Genomic DNA, 14,143 nt, shown 5'->3' with positions numbered 1-14,143 from the left:
TTTAATAAATAGACTTAAATAGATTTAATTTCTTTTCCTTGTTCTGTGGCAAGGCTGGTAGAGGTCTTATAAAAAAACCTAAGATTACTTGACGCGATCGTTGACATCCATGCTATTGACTTTTTATGGGCTTATACAATATAATATCAAAAGAGTAGGAGAAAGTTTGGGGAAATTATGTTTGAAAAACTAGAAAGAGACAAAAGAGAGACTACAAGAGAATACGTAATAAGAGTTCTAAGACATAATATAATAAATTTAAATCTCAAACCAGGTCAGTTTGTAAGTGAAAACGAGATTGCGGAAATACTGGGAGTAAGCCGCACCCCTGTGAGAGAAGCTTTTATCGAGCTTTCTAAATCGGCTCTGGTTGAGATATATCCTCAAAGAGGTACTTGCATTGCGCCTATAGACATGGATGTCGTTGAGGAATCCCGATTTATGCGATGCGTACTGGAAAAAGCTGTTATTCAATTGGCATGCGATAAAATATCTGACCGCGATATTACAAAACTTGAGGATAACCTTCAATTACAAGAGTTATGTCTAGATCGTCCCAATGCTCAGTATTTTCTCTATTTAGATGATAAATTTCATGAATACTTGTTCGAAATATGCAATAAGAAAATGACGTATAATTTGATTAAAAGTGCCGTTGCTCAGTTTGATAGAGTCCGTATATTAAACTATACGGAAATGGATATGAATGTCAGTGTGAATGAACATAGGGAATTGCTCGAAGCTATAAGAAGACGAGATAAAGAATTGGCGACAGAGCTTATGGAAAAACACCTGACACGGGTAATTTACGACATGTCTTATTTAAAGGAAAAGCATCCGGAGTATTTTAAAGGTAATATTATAAAAGTATCATCATATGCAGGCAATGATTCATGAGGTTTCCGACAAAATATCGGAGACCTTTTCTTTTTCTATACTATTTTCTAAAATTCTATTTACAAACTTACAAAATAGAGGTATAAAGATTTAAAGATGTAGATAAAGGAGCAGATGATATGCTAATAGGAGCTCATATTTCTATTTCCAAGGGTTATGAACATGCAGTAAATGAGGCAATATCTATTGGAGCAAATACGCTACAGTTTTTTACTCGAAATCCTAGAGGCAGTGCTGCAAAAGCACTGGATCCAAATGATATAGAGAAAATGAAAAAACGAGTTAATGAAACTCATTTTGGTCCCTTGGTGGCTCATGCTCCATATACGCTTAATCCGGCGTCAGATAAAGAAAATGCCAGAAATTTTACTAAAAATATTATCCTAGACGATCTGGATAGAATGGCTATTATAGGTGCTCCATATATTGTTTTGCACCCGGGCAGCCATTTAGGGGCAGGAGTAGAAGTGGGTATCAGAAGGATTGCCGCCATATTAAAAGAAGTGACAGAAAGCAAAAAAGATGTTATGATTTTGCTGGAAACGATGTCGGGTATGGGAACAGAAGTCGGATACAGGTTTGAACAGCTTTATGATATTATTAATCTTACAGAAAGCCCTGAAAATTTTGGAGTATGTTTTGATACCTGTCATCTGTTTGCTGCAGGTTACGACATAGTTAATGATTTGGACGGAGTGATTTCAGAGTTTGATAAAATTTTAGGACTTTCAAAATTGAAGGCAGTGCATTTAAATGATAGCAAGTTTGGACTAGGAAGTATGAAAGACAGGCATGCAAATTTAGGAGAGGGCGTGCTTGGCATTGGAACAATTAAAGCTGTGTTAACTCATCCAAGATTGGAAGATAAGCCATTCTTATTAGAAACACCTGGCGGCATTGAAGCTTACAAAAAGGAAATTGCATTGGCAAAGACATTAATATCATAAACACGAACCCGGCACCGGTTTGTTGAACTTCAATGTTATTGTTTTAAATAAAATTAAATGATATAATAATTGCAAGGATTATTTAGTAAACCAGGGCAAACCCTGGTTTACTGGGTTTATTTAGTGCATAAAGGTTATTTTTTACTGAAAAAAATTAACTCTTTAAATAAAAAATCTGGGAGGTTATATTTCGATTATGGATATCAAACTTGTCAATATTGGATTTGGAAATATTGTATCAGCAAATCGCATAATAGCTATTGTTAGTCCTGAGTCGGCACCTATAAAGCGCATAATTCAGGAAGCCCGTGAACGAGGAATGCTTATAGATGCCACCTATGGCAGAAGAACCCGTGCTGTTATAATAACAGACAGCGATCATGTCGTGTTATCAGCTATTCAGCCGGAGACAGTAGCTCATCGCTTAAGCAGCAACAAAAATTTGATTGAAGACGAAGAAATAGTCGAAGAAGAAACTAATTTCGAATAGAGGGAACTTTATGAGCGAAAAGGGCTTGCTTATTGTGGTATCAGGACCTTCCGGCGTCGGAAAGGGAACGCTGTGCAATGCATTGGTGAAAAACATAGATAATTTATTTATATCAATTTCAGCTACTACCAGGCCGCCTAGGACAGGCGAGGTAAACGGCGTAAATTACATCTTTATGAACCAAGAGAATTTCGAAGAGAAAATTGAAGAAGGGCAGTTTTTGGAATGGGCCAAGGTATATAATAATTATTATGGGACGCCTAAAGAATTTGTTATTGAAAAGCTAAAAGAAGGCAAAGATGTAATTCTTGAAATCGATATACAAGGCGCGGCTCAAGTAAAAAAGAACTGTCCTAACGGGGTTTTCGTATTTATAGCACCACCCAGCCTTGAGGAATTAAGAAAGCGAATTATAAACAGAGGCACGGATAACGAAGAGTCTATTAATTTACGTTTAAAATCTGCAAAAGAAGAGATGCGAGCTTCTTTTGATTATGATTATGTTATAATTAATGATGATTTAGATAAAGCTGTTTTGAAACTTCAATCGGTTATTTTAGCAGAAAGATGCAAGGTTTCAAGGAATAAAGATAAAATTTTAGAGATTATCGGAGATTGACACTAGGAGGAATAAGCCATGATGTATCCATCTATAGATTCTCTTACTGCAAAGTATGAGAGTAAATATATTATAGCAGTTGCGGCTGCTAAAAGAGCACGACAATTAGTAGAAGGTGCGAAGGAGCTTGTAGAAGTAAATACGAAAAAACCTGTTTCAATAGCACTATTCGAGCTTGATGCAGGTAAGATTATAATAGAAAAACCAAAAACTCGAGTAAAATAAAAGAGGTGTGCGATGCTTAAAGACAAATTTGTGATATTGGGAGTGACTGGCAGCATAGCCATCTATAAAGCGGTAGAGCTGGTAAGGCTTTTAAAAAAAGCAGGTGCGCAAGTTCAAGTAATAATGACAAAATCGGCATGCGAATTTGTTAAGCCGTTGACTTTTCAAGTCATATCTCAGAATCTTGTTATCACCGATATGTTTGAAGAACCTGACTCCTTTGATGTGGAACATGTAGCTCTTGCAGATAAAGCTGATGTTTTTTTGGTAGCACCGGCTACTGCTAACATAATTGCAAAAATTGCAGCCGGTCTGGCAGACGATATGCTTACCACCACTATACTTGCCACAAGAGCAAAAAAGATAATCGTCCCTGCGATGAATGTTAATATGTATGAAAATATTATAACACAAAGGAATATTGAAACTCTCACATCTACCGGTGCTGTGGTGATAGAACCTGCAACCGGCGATCTTGCATGCGGATATAAAGGTAAAGGAAGATTTCCTGAGCCGGCAGATATTGTCGAGCAAATAGAAGTGATATTAGGGAAAAGCGGAGATTTAAGAGGCAAAAAGTTTTTAATAACCGCAGGACCTACTCGCGAACCTATTGATCCGGTTAGGTTTATTACCAACCATTCTTCCGGAAAAATGGGTTATGCCTTGGCCGAAAAAGCAGTGCATCGAGGCGGCGAAGTTATTTTGATTTCCGGTCCCACAAGCCTAAAACCGCCCCTGGGCCTTTCAAAATATATTCCCGTAGAAACAGCCGATGAAATGTTTAACGCTGTTATGGAATACTATCCTAAGGTTGATATTGTTATAAAATCGGCGGCTGTTGCGGATTTTTCGCCCAAATATTTTAGTGAAGAAAAAATAAAGAAACAGAATTTTGATATGGTACTTGAACTTAAGCGAAATCCGGATATACTGCAAGAACTGGGAAATAGTAAAACACACCAGATTTTAATTGGATTTGCTGCTGAAACAACTGATACACTAAAAAATGCCCAGGATAAACTGAAGCGAAAAAATCTTGATCTGATAGTATTAAATGATCTTACAGCACAGGGAGCGGGTTTCGGCACAGATACGAACATAGTGAAGATATTATACAAAGACGGACGAATAGAAGAATTGCCTAAAATGCTCAAGAAGGACTTGGCTGATGAAATATTAAACAGGATATACGCTTTTTTGGAGCAAAATCGTAAATTGTAAGCTGTATAAGTTTTAGTAGGAGGAAAATCTTTGATTAATGCTTGCTTGGTAGCAGTAGATGTAAAACATCCAAAAGCCAAAAAAGAATACACATACTTGATTCCCAAGGATATGCAATCATCAATAAACCTTGGTGATGTAGTCCGTGTTCCTTTTGCCAATATGAAAACGACAGGAGTGGTTACAGAACTTTTGGATACAAGTAGCTGCGAACCTGCCGACTATAAATTAAAATCGATTATAGACAAAGAGCCAGTAAGTCTGCCGGCAGAATTACTAGAACTTGCAAAAAGTCTTTCCAAATATTATGGCACCCCACTTATAGATTTTTTGCGTCTTATGCTGCCGCCTTCCCTTGGATACAAAACTGAGCGAGTATATTTTTTGCAAAGTAATGCAGACAATAGCAAGATCTCTAAAAGAGCATTTAATCAGAAACAAATATTCGATTATATAGCAAAAGCCGAATATGCTACTGAAAATGAAATTTCAAAAAACTTAAAGATTCCTCTTTCGTCGGTAAGGTCGGCACTGACAGCGCTTTGTAAAAAAGAAATAATAAAAAAAGATTATAAGATAGTAAGAAGAAAGCCTTTTTCAATTTCATACAGCAGTTCCAGTCAAGATATTATACTTACAGAAGAACAAGAAAAGGCAATAAAAACGATTGTGGAAAGCTATTATAACTCTAAAAAAACCGTACTTTTATACGGAGTTACAGGCAGCGGTAAAACCGAAGTATACCTTAGAGCTATTGATGAAGTTATAAAAACAGGGAAAAAAGTTCTCATGTTAGTTCCTGAAATTTCGCTTACGCCTCAAATGCTTTCGATATTTCAAAACCGCTTTAAAGATAAAACTGCTGTTATCCACAGCAAACTTTCAGCAGGAGAAAGATTCGACGAGTGGCAGCGTATATGTTCAGGAAAGGCTTTGGTTACTCTAGGAGCAAGGTCAGCAATATTTGCCCCTATCCAAGATTTAGGCATGATTATCATAGATGAAGAACATGAGACTTCTTATAAAAACGGTGAACATCCATATTATGACGCAAGGATGGTTGCACAATTAAGGGCAAAACAGCAGAATGCTCTTCTGGTTTTAGGTAGTGCCACTCCTTCTGTAGAATCTTTTTATAGAGCTTGCAAAGGAGAATATTTACTTGCCGAACTTACCAAAAGGGTGTCAGGGCGACATCTACCAAAATTAGAAGTTATAGACATGAGAGAAGAATTAAAAGCTGGCAACAGACACATCTTTAGCCGAAAATTACTTCATGGGATGAAGGAGACTCTAGAACAAAAAAAACAGGTTATCCTATTCTTAAACCGCAGAGGTCACTCGACTTTTGTTATTTGTAGAGACTGTGGTTTTGTTTTAAAATGCAAGTATTGCGATATTTCAATGACGTATCATTTTGAAGATAAGACTGCTCGGTGCCACTATTGCGGTTATACGATAAAGGCACCTGATATATGTCCAAAGTGCAGCAGTAGAAACATAAGGTATTTTGGGGCAGGAACGGAAAAGGTAGAAGAAGAAGCGAGGAGATTTTTCCCTGAATATTCCACTATAAGGATTGATTCTGATTCAACCCGGAAAAAAGGATCCTTGGAAAAAATGCTGGCAAGTTTTAAAAAAGGAAATGCCCAAATATTAGTGGGGACTCAGTCTATTGCAAAAGGACTAGACTTCCCAAATGTTACGCTTGTAGGGATTATAAGTGCTGATACTATTCTAAATGTGCCTGATTTTAGATCGGGCGAGCGAACATTTCAATTGATTACTCAAGTTGCAGGCAGATCAGGAAGAGGAGAAACTCGAGGAAAAGTATATGTCCAAACATATAATCCTGAATCATTTGCTATTCAAGCAGCTTGCAATTTTGATATAGAAGGCTTTTATAAAGAAGAATTAAAAAACCGCAAAGAGGCAAATTACCCGCCCTTTTGCCGCATGCTCAACATTGTTTTTAAAGGAAATGATGAAAATTTAGTCAAAAAAGAAGCGGACAAAATAGGTAAGATGCTCCAGCAGCAATTTAGCACTAAAATCAAAATGTATGGCCCGGTTCCGGCGCCTCGATCCAAAATCAGAGAAAATTACCGCTATAATATTTTAATAAAAAGCGATCAGATAGATATTTTGATAAATATTTGTAACCAAATGAATATTTTAAATATTGATAATAAAATAGACATATCTTGGGATATAGACCCGTTGGATTTGTTATAGGAGGCATGTTAATGGCACTAAGAAATATTCGTGAATACGGCGATGAAATTTTAAGAAAAAAAGCTAAAGATGTTACTGTATTTGACAAACGACTACATGTGCTTATAGAAGATATGCAAGAAACGATGGTGCATGCTAATGGCGTCGGTCTTGCGGCTCCGCAAGTCGGTGTGCTTAAAAGGGTAATTGTTATAGATGTGGGAGAAGGCCCTATAGCATTAGTAAACCCAGAGATAGTAGAAAGCGAAGGAGAAATTATTGATGCCGAAGGGTGTTTGAGTGTGCCCGGCGTGCTTGCCGAAGTTGCAAGACCTATGAAAGTCAAAGTCAAGGCACAGGATAAATGGGGTAACTATATAGAATTAGAGGGTCAAGAGTTGCTGGCAAGAGCTTTGTGTCACGAAATAGATCATCTTTATGGCAAGCTTTTTGTGGATAAAGCTATAAAATTCATTGAACCTGATAGCGAGGAAGAAAAATGAAGGTTGTATTTATGGGAACGCCAGATTTTGCGGTTGTCCCTCTTGAAATGTTAATAAAAAACAATGTAAATATTATAGGTGTTGTTACACAGCCGGATCGGCCGGTAGGAAGGAAAAAAGTTATAACTGCACCTCCTGTAAAAAAACTTGCATCTAATTACGATATTCCTGTATACCAGCCAGAGAAGGTTAAAAGTGCTGAATTTATCAAAATCCTTAAATCGCTTGAGCCTGACCTAATCATTGTTGTTGCTTTTGGACAAATTTTAAGCCGAGATGTACTTGATATTCCTAAAATAGGATGCATAAATGTTCATGCTTCATTGCTACCGAAATATAGAGGCGCAGCTCCGATACAGTGGGCGATAATAAACGGAGAAAAGGTAACAGGAGTAACTACCATGTGGATGGACGAAGGGGTAGACACCGGAGATATCTTTATGCAGGAAAAGATTGAAATAGATGACGAGTGGACATCGCTAGAACTTTCATGTGAGCTTTCAAAATTAGGTGGAAAATTACTAATCAAAACTTTGGAAAATATAAAATTGGGAAATTTAATACGAGTACCTCAAAACCACGAAGAAGCAACTTATGCACCAATGCTAAAAAAGGACGATGGTAAAATTAATTGGTTTAAAACCACCTGGGAGATTTATAATTTAATTCGAGGTATGTATCCGTGGCCAACTGCATTTACATTAAGAAACAAAACTGAATTTAAGATATTAAAAGCCAGACCTTATTTAACAAATGCTGCGCCTAATCCCGGCAAATATTTGGGTGCAGTAAAAAATGAAGGTTTTCTGATAGGCACAGGAGATGGAAGCCTGCTTGTGCTAGAAGTGCAAGAATCCGGAAAAAAGCGGATGAAAGCCACGGAATATTTAGCCGGTCACACAATGAATGAAGGAGAATTCTTTGCCGATGATGTACACCAAAAATAATGGTGAAAGTGCAAAAAAAAGAGTATTTATCGGACTGCTGTCTGTAAGTATTCTTCTGATTTTAGGAATGATTTTTGCAGGAGTTCTTATCTATTATAATAAATTTGGCGACTGGTACCGCTACATTTTATTAGGAGTAATAATATTCTTAAGTATATTTATTATTCTAATAGGCATCGGCCTTGCGGCAGTCGTTCTGACATTACTACATGTAAGAAGCTTTTTTGGCCTTGAAAAACTAATGAAATCTTCGCTAAACTTGTTATTTCCATTAGTTGTAGCAATTGGAAGAATTTTCAATATACCTGCCGAGGTTATCAAAGATTCCTATATCGAAGTAAACAATAAACTGCTTCAAAGCAAAGCTTATTCATTAAAACCAAGCGATATTCTTATTTTAGCTCCTCACTGCCTACAAAAGTGGGACTGTCCTTACAAAGTTACTGCTGATGTTTCTAACTGCCACCATTGCGGCCGATGTGATATAGATAAGCTTTTAAAGATAAGTGAAGAATATGGAGTTAACTTGACAGTTGTGACAGGCGGAACTTTGGCCAGAAAAAAAGTTAAAGATTTTAGGCCAAAGGCAGTTGTAGCTATTGCGTGCGAGCGGGATTTAACAGACGGCATCTTAGATACCAGTCCGCTACCTGTATTTGGGGTTTTAAATATTAGACCGGAGGGGCCATGCAAAAATACAAAAGTTAATTTAGACAAGGTAACTTACGCAATTGAATTTTTTCTATCTGGGAAGGAGTAGTATAATAAATTGCCAAAACCTAGAGAATTGGCAGTTTCTATATTGACCAAGATAGAAAAGGGTTCATATGGAAATCTGCTTTTAAGTCAATATTTAACACCTGATATAACTCAAAAAGATCGCGCATTAATTACTGAGCTAGTCAACGGAGTTGTACAAAATCTTCTTCGAATAGATTATATAATATCACAATTTTCTAAAATACACCCATCAAAAATGTCTCCAAATGTTAGAAATGCTTTAAGAATAAGTGTATACCAAATATTCTTTTTGGATAGAGTGCCGGAATTTGCAGCTGTAAATGAATCAGTAAATATCGTAAAAAAGTTTAGTGGAGCAAAGGCAGCAAATTTTACAAATGCCGTTTTAAGGAATATTATAAGGAATAAAGATAATATATCCTATCCTGATAGAGATAAAAATTTTGAAGAATACCTTTCGGTGTACTATTCTTTTCCTTCATGGCTTGTTAAAAGATGGGTGGATTTGTTTGGCAAAAGCTTTACAGAAAGTTTGTGCATATCATTAAATGAAAGGCCAAAACTTTGTGCCAGGGTAAATACTCTCCTTACTACAAGAGAAAGATTAGAAAACAGATTCAGAGCCGAAGGTGTACTTACTGCTCCCGGCCTGTTTTGTGATGAGGCTTTATATATTTTAAGCTCTCCCCCCATCACTACCTTAGAAAGCTTTAAAGAAGGTCTTTTTATTCCACAAGACGAAAGCTCGATTATAGCATCTCTTGCAACGGGTGTAAAAAGTGGCGAGAAGATTCTTGATGCAGCAGCAGCTCCCGGAGGCAAAGCAACTCACATGGCTGCTCTTATGCAAAATAAAGGAGAAATAATTGCATGGGACGTACATCCCCATCGAGTCCAACTCATAAAAGAAAATTGCCGAAGATTAAAGGTAGATATTGTTAAGCCGGAGGTAAAAGACGCTAAAGTTTTTGATGAGAATCTAGTTGATACATTTGATAAAGTTATAATAGATGCACCATGCTCCGGGACAGGAGTTATCAGACGCAAGCCAGATATCAAATGGTCAAAAAAACCTGAAGATATTATTTCTTTAAAATCAGAACAAGAAAAAATATTAAACACATGCTCTTGTTATGTAAAACCCAATGGTATCTTAGTTTACAGCACATGCAGCATAGATCCGGAAGAAAATGAGAAAAATATTGAAGCTTTTCTTGCAAAAAATGATTCTTTCGTCTATGATGATTTAAGGAATTATGTACCTAAAGAGCTTCATGAAAGCCTTGAAAATCATTGCGGTTATTTAACTTTGTACCCAAATCTTCATGGGACAGACGGATTTTTCATTGCTCGTTTGAAAAAAGTTAAGCCATTAAGGTGAAACGGTATGAATAAAATTAATTTAAAAAGTTACACACTAGAAGAGTTAGAAAATTTTGTGCATCAGATGGGGCAACCTTCCTATCGAGCAAAGCAAATCTATAAATGGATATATAGAGGACAAACAGACTTTGAAAAGATGACAGATCTTCCTAAAAGCTTTATAAAAGAGCTTGAAGATGTGGCTTTTATAAGCAGTCTAAAAATATACAAAAAATATGCGTCAGACGATGGAACAATAAAATATGTTTTTGCCTTAGATGATAAAAATATAATCGAAGGCGTTAAGATGAAATATTCATTTGGAACAACAGCATGTATTTCAAGCCAGGTTGGATGCGCCATGGGCTGCGCTTTCTGTGCGTCTACCCAAGACGGACTGGTAAGAAATCTTGCGTGGTGGGAAATGGCAGATGAAGTTCTTGCCATGGAAAAAGACTTGCAAGAAAAGGTAAGCCGCGTGGTAGTAATGGGAAGCGGCGAACCTCTTTTGAATTACAAAGAATTAATTAAGTTTTTAAGAATTTTAAATTCACCTTTGGCTTTTAATATAAGCTACAGAAGGATAACTGTTTCCACATGCGGCATAGTGCCTTACATTATTTCCCTTGCCGATGAAAACATACCCGTAACTCTTGCAATTTCTCTACATGCGCCCAATGATGCTATAAGAAATAGTCTAATGCCTATAAATAAAACGTACCCAATTTCACAATTGTTAGATGCGGCAAGATATTATATAATGAAAACAAAACGGCGCATAACTTTTGAATATATACTGATTTTAGACGTAAACGATACAAAAGAATGTGCTTATGAGCTTTGCACACTTTTAAAAGGTTTACTCTGCCATGTAAATTTGATACCATTTAATCCTGTAGAAGGCAAAGAATTTAAAAGAAGCGATGATGCAAAAGTACGGGAATTTGAACAAATACTCCTAGAAAATAATATTTCCGCAACCGTTCGAAGAGAAACAGGAGCCGATATAAATGCTGCCTGCGGTCAACTTCGACGGAGTTTATTAGAGAGGTGAAATAATGCTTGGTGTAATAAAAAGCGATGTGGGCAGGGTTAGAGCAAACAATGAAGATTCTTTTTATTTTCCGCCAAAAGACAGCAAACTTCCCGAGCTTTTCATAGTGGCTGATGGAATGGGCGGACATCAGGCCGGTGAAGTGGCAAGTAAAATAGCAACTAATGAAGTGGCTGAATATATAAACAGTCACTTATCAGAAAACATCAGCTGTGAGGAAATTAAGGAAACTATTAAAAATGCTGTATCTATAGCAAATGAAAAGATATTACATTTATCCTTACAAAAAGATGAATTTTTCGGAATGGGAACAACACTTACTGCCGCGCTATTTTACGGAAATTATGTATATATCGGTCACGTAGGCGATAGCCGAGCGTATCTTATTCGCGAAAATGATATCAAGCAATTGACTCGAGACCATTCCCTGGTGTGGCAACTAGTGGAAAGCGGTCGCATAACTATGGAAGAGGCAAGGGTACATCCTATGAAGAATATTATTACAAAGGCTCTTGGGACTGAAAGAGATTTGGAGCCGGATATTCTAAAGATAGCCTTGAAAGATAATGATATAATTTTACTGTGCAGCGACGGACTGACAAATATGCTGGAAAATGATGAAATTAAGGACATTGTTTTGTCTGCTAAAGAACCTGAAAAGGCTGTTCAGAAACTAATAGATTATGCGAATTTTAAAGGCGGGGAAGACAATATCACCGTTGGCATAATAAAAGTGGATGAAGTGGGATGTGAATAAATGGATATAGTAGGAAAAACTTTGGGAAACAGATACACAATTCTAGAAGAAATCAGCGGCGGAGGCATGGCTACAGTATACAAGGCAAAGTGCAGTGTTCTCAACAGAATAGTAGCCATAAAGATTTTAAAACCTGAATTTGCAAATGATGAGGAATTTGTAAGGCGCTTTAGAAGAGAGGCCCAGGCCGCTGCAAGCTTGTCACATCCGAATATTGTCGGTATATATGATGTAGGTGAAGAAGACGGTTTATACTATATAGTGATGGAGTATGTTGAGGGTATTACTTTAAAAGAGTATATAAAGCAAAATTTTCCTATACCTATTGCTGATGTTCTAGAAATGGGCATACAAATATGTGACGCATTAGAATGCGCTCACAAGAATAAAATAATTCACAGAGATATAAAGTCCCAAAATATCATGATAACTAATGATGGCAGGATAAAAGTAACAGATTTTGGTATTGCTCGAGCTGCAGATGGCGCAACTATTACAAACAGCAATAATATGTTTGGCTCAGTGCAGTATTTCTCGCCTGAGCAAGCAAAAAGCGATATTGTCGATGAACGTTCTGACATATATTCACTAGGAGTGGTTTTGTATGAAGCTTTTACAGGCCAATTGCCTTTTACCGGTCAAACGCCGGTGGCTATAGCATTAAAACATATACAGGAAAAACCGCCTCTAATTTCCCAATTTATTCCCGGTTTTCCTTATGAACTTGAAAGAATTGTACAAAAATGTCTTGCAAAATCTCCTGACGACAGATATCAAAGCGCCAAGATGTTAAGAGATGATTTGATAAGAGCATTAACAAATGAAAATATCATCAACTTTGTTTCGGCTCCTAATGTAGAAAATACAATGGTAATAGATAATTTAAAGGATACATTGACAACGGCTGCAAATTCGGGACATAAATCTGATGTTTCTAAGCCGAAAAAATCTCGAAACATTCTCAAAGGCATAGGTATCGCACTTGCGCTAGTTATTTTGTTTGGGATATTCTCCTATGCAGGAACATTTCTTGCCAAAAAATATCTCGAGGTGCAGGAAGTTACTGTTCCAAGTGTTGTTGGAATGACAGAAGAAGAAGCTATAGCTGAAATTGAAAAACAAAAGCTTGAGGCAAAAGTCGTAGACAGAGTTTTTGATAAAGCTCCGGCAGGGCAGGTAATCTCACAAGATCCTGAAGGCGGCCAAAAAGTAAAAGTAAATCGCCCCCCAATAGAACTTGTAGTCAGTAAAGGACCGAAAGCTACCACTGTTCCTAACGTAATAGGACTTTCGGAAGAAAAAGGACTTGAAGCACTGAAAAACAAGGGCTTAGAAGCTCGAATAATTCTTGAAAATTCTACTGAACCTGAAGGTACGATAATTGATCAAAATCCGAAGGAAGGTTTTACCCTTTCAGAAGGAGAATCTGTTGATTTAACTATAAGCGTTGGGCCGGAGACTATAACTATGCCAAATCTTATAGGAAAGACATTGGATGCAGCTAAAGCTTTGCTCAAGGAAAATGACATTGCAGTGGGAAGCGTTTCCGAAAAGCATGACCAAGCTCCTGCGAATACTGTAATAGATCAAAATCCAAAGGCAGGTGCATCGGTTAGTCCCGGCGCTTCTGTAACTCTTGTAGTAAGCAGCGGACCGGTTGAGACAAAACAAATAGTTGTAGGACCGATACTTCTTCCTTCTGATGTGGAAGAAACTACGGTGAAAATTGTAGTTTCGGATGAATTGGGCGAAAATCGTACCGCATATCTAAAAAAACATAAAGCGGAAGAAAGCCCTCTTAATATAACAATCGAAGGCGCAGGCCAAATGAACATTGAGGTTTGGCTTGATGATATACTTTACTACAAAGGAACAAAATGATAAATGGTGGGTCTTACCTGCCTTTTATCAATTATTTATAAACCGGAAAGAGGTAAAACACAGCTAAAAATATTTTATAAACTTTATAGTCTTATTGCATATAGAGGTGATTTTAAATGGCATATTATAGTATTGGGAAATTCGCTCAATTAATAGATAAAACTGTACAAACTTTAAGAAATCGGGATAAAAATAATATCTTAAAACCCGCCTATATAACACCATCTGATTTAGATATTATTTAGATGATTAAAACCTACAAAGTAATGCTTTTACCAAATA

Annotated in this window: 14 protein-coding genes and 1 pseudogene; all 15 read left to right on the top strand. The window is 36.8% G+C overall.

Annotated features, from left to right (window positions below; genetic code table 11):
* Positions 1-177 precede the first annotated feature (177 nt).
* Complete coding sequence (locus tag BUE08_RS08220) at positions 178-897, top strand: GntR family transcriptional regulator (protein WP_286680709.1); 720 nt, start codon at positions 178-180, stop codon at positions 895-897.
* A gap of 119 nt (positions 898-1,016) precedes the next feature.
* Positions 1,017-1,844: a deoxyribonuclease IV gene (locus BUE08_RS08215; protein ID WP_213995896.1), complete on the top strand. Its 828-nt coding sequence runs from the start codon at positions 1,017-1,019 to the stop codon at positions 1,842-1,844.
* A gap of 196 nt (positions 1,845-2,040) precedes the next feature.
* Complete coding sequence (remA, locus tag BUE08_RS08210) at positions 2,041-2,334, top strand: extracellular matrix/biofilm regulator RemA (RefSeq protein ID WP_059033815.1); 294 nt, start codon at positions 2,041-2,043, stop codon at positions 2,332-2,334.
* Positions 2,335-2,344: 10 nt separating this feature from the next.
* Positions 2,345-2,953, top strand: coding sequence for a guanylate kinase (gene gmk, locus BUE08_RS08205; protein WP_059033818.1), 609 nt, complete (start codon positions 2,345-2,347; stop codon positions 2,951-2,953).
* Between the two features lie 18 nt (positions 2,954-2,971).
* Positions 2,972-3,178: a DNA-directed RNA polymerase subunit omega gene (gene rpoZ, locus BUE08_RS08200; protein ID WP_059033820.1), complete on the top strand. Its 207-nt coding sequence runs from the start codon at positions 2,972-2,974 to the stop codon at positions 3,176-3,178.
* Between the two features lie 12 nt (positions 3,179-3,190).
* Positions 3,191-4,402, top strand: coding sequence for a bifunctional phosphopantothenoylcysteine decarboxylase/phosphopantothenate--cysteine ligase CoaBC (gene coaBC / locus BUE08_RS08195; protein ID WP_213995894.1), 1,212 nt, complete (start codon positions 3,191-3,193; stop codon positions 4,400-4,402).
* A gap of 30 nt (positions 4,403-4,432) precedes the next feature.
* Positions 4,433-6,637: a replication restart helicase PriA gene (gene priA / locus BUE08_RS08190; protein ID WP_286680708.1), complete on the top strand. Its 2,205-nt coding sequence runs from the start codon at positions 4,433-4,435 to the stop codon at positions 6,635-6,637.
* Positions 6,638-6,648: 11 nt separating this feature from the next.
* On the top strand, positions 6,649-7,119 hold the full coding sequence (gene def / locus BUE08_RS08185) for a peptide deformylase (RefSeq protein WP_059033827.1): 471 nt from the start codon (positions 6,649-6,651) through the stop codon (positions 7,117-7,119).
* Entirely contained in the window at positions 7,116-8,066 is a 951-nt protein-coding gene (gene fmt, locus BUE08_RS08180; protein WP_213995892.1) for a methionyl-tRNA formyltransferase, read from the top strand. The genes def and fmt overlap by 4 nt, the downstream gene beginning before the upstream one ends.
* On the top strand, positions 8,047-8,826 hold the full coding sequence (locus BUE08_RS08175) for a DUF116 domain-containing protein (RefSeq protein WP_238142708.1): 780 nt from the start codon (positions 8,047-8,049) through the stop codon (positions 8,824-8,826). Before fmt ends, BUE08_RS08175 begins: the two co-directional genes overlap by 20 nt.
* A 9-nt stretch (positions 8,827-8,835) precedes the next feature.
* A complete protein-coding gene (rsmB, locus tag BUE08_RS08170) occupies positions 8,836-10,188 on the top strand; it encodes a 16S rRNA (cytosine(967)-C(5))-methyltransferase RsmB (RefSeq protein ID WP_059033831.1) in 1,353 nt (450 codons plus the stop codon).
* A 6-nt stretch (positions 10,189-10,194) separates the two neighbouring features.
* On the top strand, positions 10,195-11,223 hold the full coding sequence (gene rlmN, locus BUE08_RS08165) for a dual-specificity RNA methyltransferase RlmN (protein WP_059033833.1): 1,029 nt from the start codon (positions 10,195-10,197) through the stop codon (positions 11,221-11,223).
* 4 nt (positions 11,224-11,227) lie between these two features.
* Complete coding sequence (locus BUE08_RS08160) at positions 11,228-11,980, top strand: Stp1/IreP family PP2C-type Ser/Thr phosphatase (protein WP_059033835.1); 753 nt, start codon at positions 11,228-11,230, stop codon at positions 11,978-11,980.
* A 6-nt stretch (positions 11,981-11,986) separates the two neighbouring features.
* Complete coding sequence (pknB, locus tag BUE08_RS08155) at positions 11,987-13,861, top strand: Stk1 family PASTA domain-containing Ser/Thr kinase (protein ID WP_213995942.1); 1,875 nt, start codon at positions 11,987-11,989, stop codon at positions 13,859-13,861.
* A 116-nt stretch (positions 13,862-13,977) separates the two neighbouring features.
* Positions 13,978-14,082, top strand: a pseudogene (locus tag BUE08_RS08150) (IS607 family transposase); the annotation flags it as partial.
* Between the last annotated feature and the right edge of the window lie 61 nt (positions 14,083-14,143).

This window comes from Tepidanaerobacter sp. EBM-49 (assembly GCF_001896645.1).
Lineage (GTDB): Bacteria > Bacillota > Thermosediminibacteria > Thermosediminibacterales > Tepidanaerobacteraceae > Tepidanaerobacter > Tepidanaerobacter syntrophicus.
The sequence above is the reverse complement of the archived record's forward strand: the minus strand, read 5'-3'. Positions and strand labels throughout refer to the sequence as shown.